This window comes from Bradymonas sediminis, from assembly GCF_003258315.1.
Lineage (GTDB): Bacteria > Myxococcota_A > Bradymonadia > Bradymonadales > Bradymonadaceae > Bradymonas > Bradymonas sediminis.
This window is the reverse complement of the sequence record NZ_CP030032.1, coordinates 24,865-40,545: the sequence shown is the minus strand read 5'-3', so window position 1 is coordinate 40,545 and position 15,681 is coordinate 24,865. Positions and strand designations below refer to the sequence as shown.

Here is a 15,681-nt window from a genome sequence, read left to right as displayed (position 1 = left end):
TACATCTCACGCACGTAGACCGCCTGCCGAGCAACACCAAATTGTCAGATGAAGCCATGAGCGCTCGCGAATAAGCCATTCGCCGAGCGCCCTTTCGTGCAAACTAATTCCCACCCATTGGCATCAAATGAAGTTGTTTTCGAACCCACGCCCCCGTTTATCGGGTGCGGCCGTGGCGCTTGTGATTCTAGGAAGCGCCCAGGTTGCGACCGCTCAACAGCCATCTTCTAACGACACGCCGGGGCACTCGCAAATCGACCGCGCGCAGCAGGTCGTCACGCTTGAGAGCGTCCTGGAGCAAGCCCGCGAGAAGAACGAAACCTGGGCGATCACCGAGGCGCGCATCGACCAGGCGCGCGGGATGCGCCGCCAGGCGCTGGCCGCGCTGCTGCCGAGCCTGTCGGCCAACGCCAGCGTGACCCGCAACGGCAACGTCGTCGAGTTCGGCGGCAGCCAGGTGCAGCGCCAATATAATTGGGGCGTCTCGGGGCGTGCTTCCATCGCCATCTTCGACGGCACAAAATATCCGCTGCTGTCGCGCTCAGGGAAACTATTGGAAGCCTCCGAAGCGCTGGCGCAATGGCAGCGCGGCGCCCTGGACTTTGAGGTGACCCAGGCCTTTTATTTGCTCGCCGCGGCCCAATCACGCGTGGCCATCGCGGAGCGAACGGTCGAATTGCGCCAGGCCCAACTTGAGCGCGCCGAGGCGATGCTCGACGCCCGGCTCGGCGTCAAGCTCGACACCGAATTGGCCCGCACCCAATTGTTGGAGTCCGAACAAGACCTGCTCGAAGCGAAGGCGATGCTGGGCAACGCCGCCGACTCCCTCGGCGTCCTGCTGGTCATTGCGCCCGAAGTCGACTTACGCACCGACCTCGACGCCACAGACCTCGACAGCGCCACCGCGGCCCCGCCCGCCAAGGTCGACTTCACCTCGCTTAAGGAGCGCGGGGATCTGCGCGCCTCACAGCTCCAAATCGACGCCATCGAGCTCAACAAACGCTCGGTCTGGGGCGGCTTTTTACCCATCATTGAGCTGAGCAGCGGCGCAAGCCTCGGGCCGTCGAACGCCTTCTCAAACCCCGACGGCTTCGACTGGTCCGTCACCCTCTCGGCGAGTTGGCTGCTCTATGATGGCGGCTATCGCTACGGGCAATTGGACCAACTCAGCGCCCAGGTGACCGAATCAACGCTCCTGTACGAGCGCGAACTTCGCCAGGCCAACGCCGGCCTGCGCCGCGCGCTTCGCTCATGGCGCACCGCCGCCGCTGGCGTCACGGTCGCCCAACAACAAATCATCGCCGCCGAGCAGGCCTATGAATCGGCCAACGCGCGCTTCGAGAACGGGCTCAACACCAGCCTCGACGTCGCCGACGCCGCCGACCGCCTCTTCCAGGCTGAAATTTCGCTAAATCAACGCATCTTCGACGCGCGCACCGCCGCTGCCGAGTACCAATATCTTCTAGGACTGATGGGGCAAGACCAATAATGAATTATCCAAACAAATCCGTAACCCAGCGCCCCTGGATGCGATCTTCTCTTTCGAAGGTCGCCGTCCTCGCACTCCTCATCCTCTGCGCCATCCCCGCCTGTACGGGCGGCGATGACGCCAAAGCGCCCGCCGGGCGTGGTGGCGGCTTCAACGTCAACTCCGCCACCCTGGTTCAGACGGTGAACGCCGCCAAAGGCGAACCTTTCGTGCTCAAGGGCGATTACGCCGGTGAGTTCGTCGCCGATAGCAGCGCCGACGTGGCCTTTGAGGTCTCGGGGCGCGTGCTCAGCCTGAACTATGACATCGGCGATCGGGTCAAAAAAGGCGACGTCCTCGCCAAGATCAACGACACCGTGCACCGCCAAAAGGTGCGCGAGGCCAGCGCCGCGGCGAAGATGGCCAAGGCGAGCATCGGCGAGGCCGAGATCAGCGTCAAAGACCTGGAATCCAACCTCAAACGCAAGCGGCCGCTGCTGGAGCGCCAGCTCATCAGCGAGCGCGAGATCGAAGATCTCGACGCCCAACTCAGCGGCGCCCGCCAGAAGATCCTGGTCGGCCAGGCAAGCCTTGAGCAGAGCAACGCGCGGCTGCAAAGCGCGCGCGAAGACCTGCGCAACACCGAAATCCGCGCCCCCTTCGACGCCAAGATCGCCGCGCGCATGGTCGACCTTGGCAGCTTCGTGGGCCCGAGCAACCCGGCATTCCGCCTCATCAGCGAAGACGGCATCTACCTGCGCATCAACATCCCCGAGCAGGACGCCGGATATATCGCGGTCGATAAAGACGTAAGCGTGCGCATCGGCGCCCTGGGCGGCAGCCAATTTGACGCCAAGGTCTCGCGCGTCGCCCCGGCCATCGATCCGAGCACGCGCATGCTGCGCGCCGACATCCGCCTGGTGCCGACCGACGACCAGCAAGCCATGCTCGAGCGCATTCGCCCGGGCATGTACGCCCAGGTGCAGGTCGACCTCGGCCGGCGCGACGACGCCGTCACCATCCCGCGCCAGGCGCTGGCTGAGGAGCGCGGCGGCGCCCAATATGTGTGGGTCGTCAAGGGCGATGCCGCTCACAAACAGAACCTCACCCTGGGCCTCCAGGGGCGCCAGCGCGTCGAAGTCTTGAGCGGCCTCAACGGCGGCGAGGACATCGTGCTGCGCGGCGGCGAGAAGCTCAAAGAGGGCGACAAGGTCAACGTGCAGAATTTCGACTCGACCGCTCCCGCCGAAGCCGATGCCGAAGGCACCTCTAAAACCGAGGGCACTGAGCTATGAATTTATCCAAAGGGGCGGTCTTTCGCCCGGTCTTGACCACGATGGTCTTCCTGGGACTTCTTATCCTCGGCGCGGTGTCATTCACCCGCCTTCAGGTCGACCTATTACCCGAAATCGAATTCCCAAGCGTCTCGATCACGACCACCTATGAGGGCGCAGGCCCCGAGGAGATCGAGACCCTTATCACTCGCCCGGTTGAGCGCGCGGTCAGCACGATCTCGGGCATCGAGCGCGTTAATAGCTTGTCCACCGAGGGGCGAAGCCGCGTCTCACTGCGCTTTATCTGGGGCACCGACCTCGGCGAGGCGCTCAACGACGTGCGCGCGGCGGTCGAGCGCGTCAAAGGCCAGCTGCCCGAGGACGCCGACAGCCCGGTGGTCTATAAGCTCGACCTGGGCAACCTGCCGGTCGTCTACTTAGGGCTCTCCGGCGAGCTCGACGTCACCGAGCTGCGCCAACTCGCCGAGATGGAGCTCGGCCCTCGCCTTGAGCGCATCGACGGCGTGGCCAGCAGCGAGATCCGCGGCGGGCAAAAGCGCGAAATCCACATCCTCCTAAACGTCCAACGCCTCAAGGCGCTCAATATCTCGCCGCAGACCGTCGTAGACGCCCTGCGCCAACAAAACCGCAACGTGCCCGTCGGCGTGATCGAGCAATTCGACGATAATATCCTGATGCGCTCGATCGGTGAGGCGACCTCAGTCGAAGACTTCGCCCACGTCGTGGTCGACGTGCGCGCCGACAATGACGGCATCAAGAACCCGGTCTACTTGAGCGAAGTCGCCCAGATCGTCGACACCTTTGAGGAGCCCAATAACCTGGTGCGAATCAACGGAATTCCCGGCATCCGCATGAGCATCTCGAAGCAATCCGACGCCAATACCGTCGAGGTCGCAAACCAGGTGATCGCCGAGATCGAGAATATCAACCGCGACTACGACGGCAAAGCTCGCCTCACGGTGCTCGAGGACACCTCCGAGTATATCAAGGACTCCATCGCCAACGTGCAGACGAGCATCCTGATCGGCTCGATCCTCGCCGTGCTGGTGCTCCTATTCTTCCTGCGCGATCTTCGCTCCACTGCGATTATCGCCACCGCCATCCCGATCTCGGCCATCGGCATCTTCACGCTGATGTACCAATTCGGGCTCACCCTCAACCTGATTAGCTTCGGTGGTGTGGCCCTCGGTATCGGTATGCTCGTCGATAACGCGATCGTTATCCTCGAGAATATTTTCAAGAAACTCGAGGAAGGCGAGTCCCCCGAAGACGCCGCGATTAAGGGCTCCGCGGAGGTCGCCTCGGCGGTCTTCGCCTCGACGACCACGACCCTGGTCGTCTTCGTGCCGGTGATCTTTTTGACCGGCTTTGCCTCGATCTTCTTTGGCCAGATGGCCTTCGTCGTCGGGTTCGCGCTGGTGTGCTCGTTGGCCGTCGCGCTGACCCTGGTGCCGATGTTGGCGGCCAAATTTCTCAAGCCCAAATCCAACCAGATGGGCAGCAACAAAGGGCTCATCGGCGGTTTGCTGGCCGCCGTGGAGAACGCGTTCGGGAACCTGGCGGACTGGGCGCTCGCTCACACCATCACCACGTTGATCGCGGCCGCCCTGCTCTTGGCCGGCGCGCTGTCACTGTGGCCGATGATCGGCACCGAGTTGATGCCCTCCGAAGACCAAAGCTCGGTGAATATTAACCTCGAAATGCCGGTCGGCACGCGCATCGACCTCACCTCTGATGCGGTCGAGGCGATCGAGGCGCGCGTGCCGGAGCTCATCCCCGAGATGCTCTCAATGCGCACCGTCGTCGGGACGCCCGGCGCCTGGTCGAGCAGCGGCGAGGAGTCCGGCAGCATCGAAGTCAAGCTCGTTAAACCCGGCGAGCGAACGCGCAGCAGCGAGGATATCGCCAACGCGATTCGACCGCTGGTCTCCAACCTCACGCCCGGCGCGGATGTGCGGGTGATGCCGGGCGGCGGCCTGTGGATCTTGCGCGTGCTGCGCGGCGGCGGTGAGCGCCTCGAAGTCCAAGTGCGCGGCTACGACCTGGACACCGGCGACAAGCTCGCCCAGGACATGAAGGAGCTCATGGAAGGCATCGACGGCATCGCCTCGGCCTACGTGAGCCGCGAGCCGGGCGTCGCCGAATTGCAATTGGTCCCGGACCGCAAAAAGCTCGCGGCCCTGGGCGTCACGCCCACGCTGGTCGCCTCCCAGCTCCAGACCTATGTGCAGGGCTCACGCGCGACCGTCTTCCGCTCCAAGGGTGACGAGTTCAACGTGCTGGTGCGCCTGGCCGAGGTCGATCGCGCCGGCGTCGAAGCGGTCCTCGACGCCCCGATCGTATTGCCCGGCGTCGGCACCATGCCGCTTCGCGAGGTCGTCGAGGTGCGCAGCACCTCAAGCCCGCAGATCATCAACCGCGAGAACCAACGCCGCGTGGTCGGCCTCAACGCCGTGCTCACCGGTCACCGCGACCTCGGTTCAATCACTGACGAGCTGCGCGCGAAGATCCGCCAGGCGCCGACCCCGGACGGCTTCCACGTCCTGGTCAAAGGTGAGTCCGAGGAGCAGGGCAAGACCTTCGGCGGCCTGATCATCGGCCTGATCCTGGCGGTCGCGCTGGTCTATATGGTGATGGCCGCGCAATTCGAGAGCTTCAGTCAACCGCTCTATATTATGTTCTCGATTCCGTTCGCCGCCATCGGCGTGCTGGCGATGCTCGCCGCCACCGGGACGACCTTTAATATGCAATCATTCCTGGGTTGCATCGTCCTGGTCGGTATCGTCGTCAACAACGCCATCGTGCTCATCGACTATATCAACCTGATGCGCACGCAGCATAATTATGGGGTGCTCGAAGCCGTTCAGATCAGCGTGCGCCGCCGACTGCGCCCGGTCTTAATGACCAGCGCGACGACGACCTTCGCGCTGATCCCGATCGCGCTGGGCTGGGGCGAGGGTGGCGACACCCAGGCGCCGCTGGCGCGCGTGGTCATCGGCGGGCTCTTCGTCTCGGGACTCATCTCATTGGTGGTCATCCCGGTCATCTATAACTCGGTGGAGGGCTGGCGCGAGCGGCGCGCGAGCGCTAGGAAGGGAGACGAGACAGGCGCTGAGCCGGCGGTGTAACCGTGCCCATAAGGCACAAATGAAAAAGGGGTCACGATTAGGCGTCTCGGGCGAGCGCTGATTTTGAAGCCTCGCCCCAGACGAATACCTAATCGAATCAAACACTTATGAAAAACGCAGCCTATTTTTTCATCATCTCGCTGTCGATCGTCTTCATCCTGGTGCAGGGTAAGAGCATCCTCATCCCGTTTGTCTTCGCCCTGCTCCTCTGGTTTATCGTGCGCAATATCCGCGACGCGTTCGACAAGATCCCCTTCATCAACAGATATTTTCCCCTGTGGCTAAAGAACCTGATCCCGTCGGTTCTTTTGATCGCTGCGCTGACGTTCACCACCGAATTGCTGCTGGTCAATATCAACACGCTGGCCCAGTCATATTCGCTCTATGAGGGCAATGTGCTGGTCTTAATCGACAAAATCGACAACTTCTTTCACATCAATGTGCTGGAGTATTTTAAGGCCAATAGCAGCTTCTTTGTGTTTGGAAACCTGCTCCAAAGGATTATCGAATCTCTGACCGGTCTGGTGAGCAATACCTTTATCATCGTGATCTATGCGCTCTTTATTTTCCTTGAGGAGACCCATTTTGACACGAAATTAAAGACCGTGATCCAGGATGAATCCCAGCTGGCCAAGCTCAGCCGACTGCTCGACAAGATCGACCGGTCGGTCAGCAAATATATCGGCCTGAAGACGCTGGCGAGTTTCACCACGGGCGTGGCGAGTTATATAACGCTGGTCCTTGTCGGCGTGGACGCGCCTCTTTTTTGGGCCTTCTTAATCTTCCTGCTCAACTATATCCCCACCATCGGCTCCCTGATCGCGACACTCTTCCCCGTCGTCTTCTGTTTGCTCCAATTTGGCGACTTCTTTAAGGCCACGCTGGTCCTGACCATTGTGGGCAGCATTCAGGTTATCGTCGGCAATATTTTGGAGCCCGCGCTGGCCGGTAACACCCTCAACATCAGCCCGCTGGTCGCGATCTTTGCGCTCTCCTTCTGGGGGGCGATCTGGGGCATCACCGGCATGTTTTTGAGCGTCCCGATTACGGTCATCATGGTGATCATCTTCTCAAACTTTGAGAGCACGAAATCGGTCGCCATCATGCTGTCCGAAAAGGGCAAGATCTAGCCGCCTGCGGCGCACGGCTAAATCAATCCTCGCCAACCCCCACGAACTTCGCGATCTTGGCGTATTTGGCTTTGCCGATCCCCTTGACGCGCATCAAGTGGGCGGGCTTCCCGAACCGGCGCTTCTGCCGATAGTCCAAGATGCGCCCGGCCAACGCCGGGCCCACGCCCGGCAAGCCGAGCAATTGGGCGTGGGTGGCGGTGTTCAGGTCGAGCAACGCGGGGTTCACCGCTGGGGCGGGCGACGGCACTGGCGACGGGGCCGGCGCCGACTTCGCCGCCGTATCCGCTTTAACTTCAGGCTTCGCGCTCGCCCTCGACTTCGGCTTTGCCTTACGTTTGGTCTTCGGCCCCTTAAACCCCTGCGACTTACCCTCCGCCCAGCTCAATAATTGCTCACACTCCGCGCGCGTCGTCGTCAGTTTCAGTGGCGGCTTCGCGGCTTTCTCCGAGGTCATCACGGGCGTCTTCGGCGCCACCTCGACCGGCGCAGGCCTGACCTGCTCCTTGACCTCCTCGACCAGGCGAAGCGCGCGGGCCGCGGGCGGCGCGCTCGTCTTCGGCGCCTCGACCTTCTTCACCTGCCCTACCCCTCCGGCGTCCTCCTCGCACGGACAATTCACCGCCTCATAGCTCGCAATCACCGGCTCCGGTTGACTGCAAGCCACAAGCCCCAGCCCCCAGATCACCGCACAGCATAAAATCCATTCGATACGCATCGCATTCTCCTATCTCAACGCGCGCCCCACCAACCAGCAGGCCGCGCAATCTGATGAATTGAAACGAGCGGCGCACCACGCACCCCTCGCAATTGTTTTCGACAGAAAGGGGGGATTTGTTGCGTTTTATTTTTGAGATCGGCCCCAAGGAGGATTCAGGGGCTACTATTTAGGGGAGAAGCGTATTTGGTGAGGTGTGTTTTGGGGCGTGACGCAGGGGTCTAGGGCGGTGATTCTAAACGTGAAGATCCGGGGATCAAATGCAGGAGAGAGTGTTTTCCTCGAGGCATCATGCGCCCCAAACCACCATCACGGCGCGCCTTCAGCCCCCACAGCCTCTGTCCCGCGCGACAGCGGCGCGATCCGCAAATACGCGTCAGTGGTGCTGACCGGGCCATCTTCGCGGGTGGTGATGACCACGGAGCTCAGGGCGTTGAGCCAGGCCAGGCTTTGGGCGTGAGCGTCGTCGTCGCTCTTCTCGCTCAAAATCCCGCCGAGGCTCGCCGTATCAAGATACAGGCCCGCGGATTCATCCGGGCCGAAGAGGCGCGAGATGCCGATCTTCTCGAACTCAGCGCCCATCGGTCGCACCCCGCGCTCGAAGGCTCGGGCGTGCTCGAAGGCGACCGCGCTGTCGACGAAGATCAGGTGCTCATCGCCGAGTATCACCGCCCACTGAAGTTCGCCGTCGACCATCCATGCGTATTGAATGGTCAGGCCGGCGACTTGGCGCGATAATTTCCCCTTACTGACGGTGGTGAGCGCGTCGAGCACCAGCTCCAGGGGCTCGCGCTCTTTGATGGGCAAGAGCACGGCTTCGCGCGTGCTCTCAAGCTTCAGGGTGCGCAAGAACCACGGCTGCGCATCGGCTGGGTCGCGATTCAGGGCGTTCGGGTCGAGCCCGTAGGCGACCAATACCGCGTGGCCGCGCAGATTATCGAGCACATCCCGCAGCGCGTTGATGCTCAGCTCCCGGTCCAACTCCTCCCAAAACGTCGCGACCTCATCGCGCTGGTCCGCGGGCAGAAGACTGACAAATAGTTCGTAGAGTTTGCGCGGATCCAGCGACAACCGGGCGACGGCGAGGACACCGGGCTCGACGAGCCCGTCCGGGGCGGCGAGGGGGCCTTCGGCCTGCCCGAGGCTTGTGATCATCGCAGGCGCGGTCGGATTCCCCGGCACTAAAACGCGCAGGCGCACACCCTCGTCCAAAGACATCGAGTTCGCCGCCACGCCGATCGGTCCGACCTGGCTGAGCAGGCGCTTAAGCAAGGTATCCGCGTGCCCGCTGGCTTTGATATCGGCCATCCATGCCGCCGGTCGCACGATCCCAACCACGGCGCCCTGGGGAGTTAATTCGCGCAATAATTTCTGATTCGCCGCGTCCGCCACAAATCGAGGGCGCTTGCTCGCGGCCAGCCAGGTGCTTGGAAGACCCGTGTCATCCTCGTTAATCGACAACGTCTCGACGCGCACCGCGGCTAAAAGCGTATTATTGTCGACCCCGAGCCAGCCGAGCGAATCGCTGCCCTCACCGGGCGATGACAGCCTGAGCGCCCCATCGGCGCGCTCCACGACAAATCGCTCGCTCGCCGAATCGCCCTTGGCGGAAATTTCTGTACCCTCCGCTTGTTTATTCTCGGACGGGGCAGCTCCGAAGCCCTCAACAAACGCACCGAGCAGCTCGGCGTCTTTGACCTCGGCGGCGAAGACCCAATAGCCACGGTCATAATAAACAGCGGTCGGCGCGCTCGGGTCCAGGCCAATCTTCGTCAGGCTGGCGCTGTCAAACGGGTCGAACCCCGCGCTGCGATTCCAGGTCTGGCGGATCACCGAAACCCCATCAACCGGCAGGCGCTCATCAATAAACCCGAAGGCCTCCGTGGTTGTGGCCAGGTCTCTTGAAAAAAAGACGCTTCGCGCCGTCGCCGGGATATGCGCGCTGATATGCGCGTGGCGCGCCCACGACGCCTCGACCTGCGCCGAAGTCGTGCTCGATTTGGGCTCGGATGACTGGCACGAAAAGTTGTCACACGCGCCGGTTGCTCCTATAAATAGAAGGCCGACGAGCAGGACTCGCCAAAAATTCAAAGAGTCTGGTTTTGCATTGCCTGTCATCACGATATATTATAACTCGAGCGCGCTTCCTTGTCGAAGCTTCTAGATGTAACTCCCGCTGCTTACCTTTGATGACCCTTCGCGTCAGACCTACGAATTACCATTAAACGAGCCGCCGGTTGAACGATTCGCGACCTACATTAACCGACTTTGATGATAACTCCGAGCCGGAGTATATCGAAGCCGCGACCGTCGAAGAATTTGTCCACAAGACAAATATCTCCGATCAACAGGTCTTGGATCGTGTACTACTCCCCGGGCGCGAATTCGGACCATATCGAATTCTTGGCTTCGTCGCATCTGGCGGCATGGGAGAAATTTATGCGGCCACCCGCGCCAACAAAGACGGCGTGCAGAGCCGGCCGCTCGCGCTCAAGGTCATCAACCCCTCGCACTCCGGCGACTGGCGCATCGCGGAGCGCTTCAAACGCGAGGCGAGCATCTCCCAGGCGATTCGCTCGCCCAACGTGATTCGGGTCTACGAATACGGCGACCGGGAAAATAAGCCCTATCTGGCGATGGAATTATTGCGCGGCGAGGAACTCTTTGAGCGCCTGTGCCGAGTGCATACGATCTCCTTAGATGTGCTCACCGACCTCGCCCTGCAGATCCTGCAAGGCCTGGGCGACATCCATCGAAGCGGCTTCATTCATCGCGATATCAAGCCCGAAAATATCTTCATCGCCAAACAACCTGGCGGCCGGGAAGTCGCCAAAATCCTGGACTTCGGCATCGCCAAGCGCCGCGACGAGCGCTCCGATCCTCTCTTGAGCGTCGTCGGACAGATCTACGGCACCCCCGAATACCTCGCCCCCGAGCAGGCAAATCACCCGGACGTCGACCCGCGCGCCGATCTGTATAGCGTGGGCGTGATGCTCTATGAGGCCGCCACCGGCAGCCTGCCGTTTAACGGAGACACCTCCTATTCGGTCATCGCGGCGCATCAAAATGAGCCGATCCCTGCGATGCCATCTTCGATCGACCCGGCCTTCGCCGAGATCGTATATCGTGCGATGGCGAAATACCCAAACGATCGATTTCAAAGCGCCCAGGAGATGGCCCAGGTGCTCGGGCGCTGGCGCGATGAGACGAGCTGGGTAGACGGGCTTCCGGGAGAGGACTCGCTGAGCTTTGAAGATGTCTTCAGTACCCAGGATTTCGCGCCTAAAGTGACCCCCCAGCCCGTTCAGCGCGACACGATCCCGATGCCGCCAGAGGAGCTCGGGCAACCCACCCCTCCAGGGGCAACCAACCCAAAGGGCCCAGGCCTCGAGAAGTTAAGCGTGTCCAAACAGCGGGAGCGCAAGCTTCGCCGCATGCGCACCAAACTCCAGACCGATCACACCACCGAGTTAAAGCGAGCTCAGGGCAGCGGCGAATGGAAGCCGAAGAGCACGCCGGCGCTCGCGGCAGCGTCGCGGATGGCGCCGGCCCCGGCCACCACCGCGCCAGATGTTCAGAGTTCTGCGCGCGGCGCACAGATCGCGCGCGTCGTCACCTGGCTGGCCGTCGCGCTCATCGTCGCGGCGGTCGCCCTGGCCTTTTTGATGTGACCGTCGGCCCTGCTTCGGCGGCCCTCACACGGTAATCTCGACCCAAGATCCAATGAAAACTTTCGATTACGAAGCAAAGATCGCGCTCATCCCCCATGAGCCCGGCTGCTATTTGATGCGCGATAAGCGCTCAAAGATCGTGTATATCGGCAAGGCAAAGGACCTCAAAAACCGGGTGCGCAGCTATTTTCGCGCCTCCGGGGACACCCGCCATTTCGTCGCCCGGCTCCCCTATATTCTGGGGGATATCGACGTCATCATCACGGGCAACGAAAAAGAAGCGATCCTGCTGGAAAATACGCTCATCAAGGAGCATAAGCCGAAGTTTAATATTCGGCTAAAAGACGACAAAAACTACCTGTCGCTGCGCATCGATCTAAAGAAAACCTGGCCGCGCGTGGAGGTCGTGCGAAAGCGAAAAGACGACGGCGCGCACTATTTTGGGCCCTATCATTCGGCCCGCTCGGTGCGGCGCACGCTGCATATCGTCAACCGCTATTTCAAGCTGCGCACCTGCCCGGATTCGGTGCTCAACAACCGCAGCCGCCCCTGCCTGCAATACCAGATCAAGCGCTGCCCGGCGCCGTGCGTCTTCGCCCTGGACCGCGAGGAATATATGCAAAATGTCCAGGAGGTGATCCTCTTTTTGGAGGGGCGCGGCAGCGAATTGGTCGACGGGCTCACCGCCAAGATGCTCGCGGCGAGTGAAGAACTTGAGTTCGAAATCGCGGCGCATTTTCGTGACCAGATCGAGGCGATCAACACCGTGCTTCAGCAGCAGGTCGCGGTCACCAGCCCGCGGGTGGACCGCGACGCCTTCGGGTTTTACCGCGAGGGCGACCGCCTCACCATTCAGGTGCTCTTCGTGCGCGGCGGCAAGCTCGAGGGCGCGCGCTCGTTTAGCTATCAGGACCAGGAATTCCCCGACGCCGAGGTCCTCTCAAGCTTCTTGAACCTCTATTATAACTCGGGCACCGAGCCGCCCCAAGAGATCCTGTTGCCCATGGAGATCGAGGAGAGCGAGGTCGAGCACTATCAGGATATCTTCAGTGAATTGGCTCGGCGGCGTGTCTATATCCAGACGCCCCAGCGCGGCGCCAAAAAGTCGCTGGTCGACGTGGCGATGACCAACGCCAAGCACTCCTTTGAGGACGAGCATAAGAAGAAGGACCGCGCCACCGACCTGCTCGACAAGCTCGCGAAGCGCCTGGATTTAAAGCATTATCCCGAGCGCATCGAGTGCTATGACATCTCAAATATGCAGGGCAAACAGATCGTCGCAAGCCAGGTCACCTTCATCGGCGGCCAGCCCGAGAAGAGCGAATACCGCCGCTATAAGATGCGCACCGTCCACGAGCAGGATGACTTCGCGAGCATGCGCGAGGTCTTGATGCGCCGCTTCAAGCGCGCGCTCGACGAAGACGGCGACATGCCCAACCTGGTGGTCATCGACGGCGGCAAGGGCCAGCTTGGCCAGGCCATGACTGTCTTCGAAGATCTCGGCATCCACGACGTCGAGCTGATCTCGCTGGCCAAAGCGCGCAACGATAAGAGCGGCTTCCAGGACGACGAGATCACGTCGAGCCCGGAGCGGGTCTTTGTGCCGGGGCGCAAAAACCCCATCGTGCTCAAACAAAATAGCGCCGAGATGTACCTATTGGAGCGGCTGCGCGACGAGGCGCATCGCTTCGCGATCACCTTTCACAAGAAACTGCGCCGCAAAGAAACGCTGCACTCAACCCTGGACGATGTCCCGGGGGTGGGGCCCAAGACGCGCAAAAACCTCTTGCGCCATTTTGGCAGCCTCAAGAAGGTCAAGGGCGCGAGCCCCGCGGAGCTCGGCGAGGTCGACGGGGTCGGTGAGAAGATGGCCGAGGAGATTCACGCCTATTTTAATGGTCGCGCGCCCTGACAAATCAGGGCGCTCGAACCAAATTTTAACGCCCTTCACACCCGCGCTCATGGACAGGCTTCGGCGCCGAGTCCGGGTATTCGCGCCAGAGCTCCCACGACGCGCAAATCTGGTCGCGCTCCACATACTCAAATAACGCCTCGAGCGACTTCTGCTCAGCCAGCCCAGCCGCCTGAAACTCCTGCTGCAACGCGCTGAGGTCTTTGACGGTGATGGTGTCATCCCCCGCGATCGCCGCGGGGTCCGAGGCACCTAAGAGGTGCCCGATGAGCAGCGTCGCCATGTCCGTCAGATACTCGGGCCCCTCGGCCAGCACCGCCGTCGCCCGGAGCTTCTCGGCGCGGCTCGGCGCCTCGAGCTCTGCCGCGAGTGGACGCGTCGGCTCGGGCAACCGCGCCGGGTCCATCGTCCCAGGCGCACCGCTCGTTAAAAACTCCGCATAGATCGCCCGCGCCGGCAGTCCGCGCGCCTCTGCAGCCTCAAGCACCTTTTCAACGCGCGCGTCCTCCTTATGCGCCACCGCCCAACCCCAGATCGGCGGGGCAAACGCCGCGGATTCCTGCGCGCGGTAATAAGCGGCCATATCCGCCTCAACATCGGCCTCCATCACGATCATGCTGCCCGCGACATAGACAAAATAATCAGTCGCCAGTTCACGCTCACCGCCGCCCGCCAGGCGAAGCAGGGTATCAAGCGCCTCCTCGCTGCGCTTTGGCGTCTGCTCGGCGTCGCTCGACTCACGCGGCGCCGCCTCGTTGGAGGCCGCCTCGGAGGCCGCCAAGTCGTCTGCTGACGCCTGCGGGGCCGACTGACACCCGCCACACACAAGCATCGCGACCAAAATAGCGCCGCCTAAAAACTTTGAAGAAACCGAAGCACCCGGGCCTTTATTTAGGTTCATCATGTTGAAATCCCTTCGCATTATACCGCTGAATACATCGCCAATAATCCCATCGCCCAGGCCGAAACAAGGCATCGTTTTACTCCCCGAAATACCCATACCTCTTTGAGCGCGCTAATAGGTGTCAAAATTTCTGAGTGCAGGCAAGCGCCTCGGGCTGGCACTTGACCCGACCCGATCGGTGTATCCACTTGGCAACGGTAGGCGCAATTGCGTCCCGGGTTGCTCGCAGGATGCGATAATGCTAGGCCAATCCGTCCATAAACCGCACCTTCGACATTTTTGTGTCGTTGCCTTGAGATACTTTTTTTGGAGCCTATTGCATGGCGAATCGTCTGAAGCTCATCGTTGTCGGCCTCTGCTTAACCTTCGCCGGAGCTGCGTGCTCCTCCACGCCGGATGTGCCCGATCAGGGCCCGGCCCATGACTATGCCTCGGCCCAGGACGAGGAATCCGCGACCGCCGCGGGCGCCCAGGATGGCCAGGCAGACGGCGAGGCCGCCGAAGAAGCAAAAGTCCCGCAGGCCACCGGCCCCGTGGCCGAAGTCGACGGCGAGCCGATCACCGCCGAGACCTTCAACAAAGAAGTCAGCAAGATTGTCGCCTCCGGCCAGGTGCCGCCGCAACTGCTCAGCCAGCTCAGCGGCCAGATCGTCAATAAGATCGTCGACAAGACCCTTATCGATAACGCCGTAAAGCGCGCCGATATCAAAATCGCCGACGAGAAGGTCGACGCGCGCGTCGACCAGATCCGGGCGGAATTTGCCGCGGCAAACCAAGGCGTCGACGGACAGATGGGCTCGCTTGACACCCTGGTCGCCCAGCTCGGCATCTCCAAAGAGGAGTTCTACGAGTCGGTGCGCGAATCCCTGGCGATCGAGCAACTCCTGGCCGACAACGGCATGACCTACCCCACCGCCGAGGAAATCCGGGCTTTCTACGACGAAAACCCCGAGGCATTCGAGCAACCGGAGCAGGTCCACGCTCGCCATATTCTCATCAAGGTCCCCGAGGACGCCGACGAGGCGGGATGGGAGTCCGCGCGCAAACGAGCCGCTGAGATTCAAACCAAAGCGTCGGCCCCCGACGCCGACTTCGCCGCGCTCGCAGCGGAGCTCTCCGAAGGCCCGCTGGGCGCGCGCAACGGCGGCGACCTCGGATGGTTTGGCCGCCAGCAGATGGTCCCTGAATTCGAAAAGGTCGCGTTCACGCTGGAGAAAAATGCCATCTCCGAGCCGGTTCGCACCCAATTCGGCTGGCATATCATCCAGAAGCTCGACCACCGCGAGGCCGGGGTCATCGCCTTTGATAAGGTCGAAACCCGCCTCGAGAACAAGATGCGCAATGACCAGGTCCAGAAGGCCCTGTCTGATCTGCTGAGCGAGTTGCACGCATCGCAGAAGATCACGCTTCACCTCGAGAATATCAAATAAGGTACTCACCGCCCGGCGACGCTTG

Annotated in this window: 10 protein-coding genes; 7 read left to right on the top strand and 3 right to left on the bottom strand. The window is 61.5% G+C overall.

Annotated features, from left to right (window positions below; translation table 11 throughout):
• The first annotated feature begins 181 nt into the window (after positions 1–181).
• From DN745_RS00110 to DN745_RS00095, 4 genes are all read left to right on the top strand, one after another.
• The gene (locus DN745_RS00110) at positions 182–1,489 is read left to right on the top strand and encodes a TolC family protein (protein ID WP_162687358.1); all 1,308 of its coding nucleotides are present in this window, start codon (positions 182–184) and stop codon (positions 1,487–1,489) included.
• 38 nt (positions 1,490–1,527) lie between these two features.
• Positions 1,528–2,763, top strand: a complete 1,236-nt coding sequence (locus DN745_RS00105; RefSeq protein WP_162687357.1) for an efflux RND transporter periplasmic adaptor subunit — start codon at positions 1,528–1,530, stop codon at positions 2,761–2,763.
• Positions 2,760–5,891 carry an efflux RND transporter permease subunit gene (locus DN745_RS00100; RefSeq protein ID WP_111331023.1) on the top strand — a complete coding sequence of 1,044 codons (3,132 nt, stop codon included), beginning with the start codon at positions 2,760–2,762 and terminating at the stop codon, positions 5,889–5,891. Before DN745_RS00105 ends, DN745_RS00100 begins: the two co-directional genes overlap by 4 nt.
• A gap of 107 nt (positions 5,892–5,998) precedes the next feature.
• On the top strand, positions 5,999–7,021 hold the full coding sequence (locus tag DN745_RS00095; RefSeq protein ID WP_111331022.1) for an AI-2E family transporter: 1,023 nt from the start codon (positions 5,999–6,001) through the stop codon (positions 7,019–7,021).
• Between the two features lie 22 nt (positions 7,022–7,043).
• Here DN745_RS00095 and DN745_RS19470 read toward each other — a convergent pair whose 3' ends face one another.
• Together DN745_RS19470 and DN745_RS00085 are read right to left on the bottom strand one after the other, a co-directional pair.
• Positions 7,044–7,739, bottom strand: a complete 696-nt coding sequence (locus tag DN745_RS19470; RefSeq protein ID WP_204355052.1) for a ComEA family DNA-binding protein — start codon at positions 7,737–7,739, stop codon at positions 7,044–7,046.
• A gap of 309 nt (positions 7,740–8,048) precedes the next feature.
• Positions 8,049–9,830 (bottom strand): hypothetical protein, encoded by a 1,782-nt coding sequence (locus DN745_RS00085; protein ID WP_111331020.1) that lies wholly within the window; start codon positions 9,828–9,830, stop codon positions 8,049–8,051.
• A 146-nt stretch (positions 9,831–9,976) separates the two neighbouring features.
• Between DN745_RS00085 and DN745_RS00080 the strand changes: the two genes are divergently transcribed.
• Complete coding sequence (locus tag DN745_RS00080; RefSeq protein WP_111331018.1) at positions 9,977–11,410, top strand: serine/threonine-protein kinase; 1,434 nt, start codon at positions 9,977–9,979, stop codon at positions 11,408–11,410.
• A gap of 52 nt (positions 11,411–11,462) precedes the next feature.
• Complete coding sequence (gene uvrC, locus DN745_RS00075; RefSeq protein ID WP_111331016.1) at positions 11,463–13,322, top strand: excinuclease ABC subunit UvrC; 1,860 nt, start codon at positions 11,463–11,465, stop codon at positions 13,320–13,322.
• A 25-nt stretch (positions 13,323–13,347) separates the two neighbouring features.
• Here uvrC and DN745_RS00070 read toward each other — a convergent pair whose 3' ends face one another.
• The gene (locus tag DN745_RS00070) at positions 13,348–14,226 is read right to left on the bottom strand and encodes a hypothetical protein (protein ID WP_133621966.1); all 879 of its coding nucleotides are present in this window, start codon (positions 14,224–14,226) and stop codon (positions 13,348–13,350) included.
• A 320-nt stretch (positions 14,227–14,546) separates the two neighbouring features.
• Here DN745_RS00070 and DN745_RS00065 point away from each other — a divergent pair, with 320 nt between their 5' ends.
• Positions 14,547–15,656 (top strand): peptidylprolyl isomerase, encoded by a 1,110-nt coding sequence (locus DN745_RS00065; RefSeq protein WP_111331013.1) that lies wholly within the window; start codon positions 14,547–14,549, stop codon positions 15,654–15,656.
• Positions 15,657–15,681 lie beyond the last annotated feature (25 nt).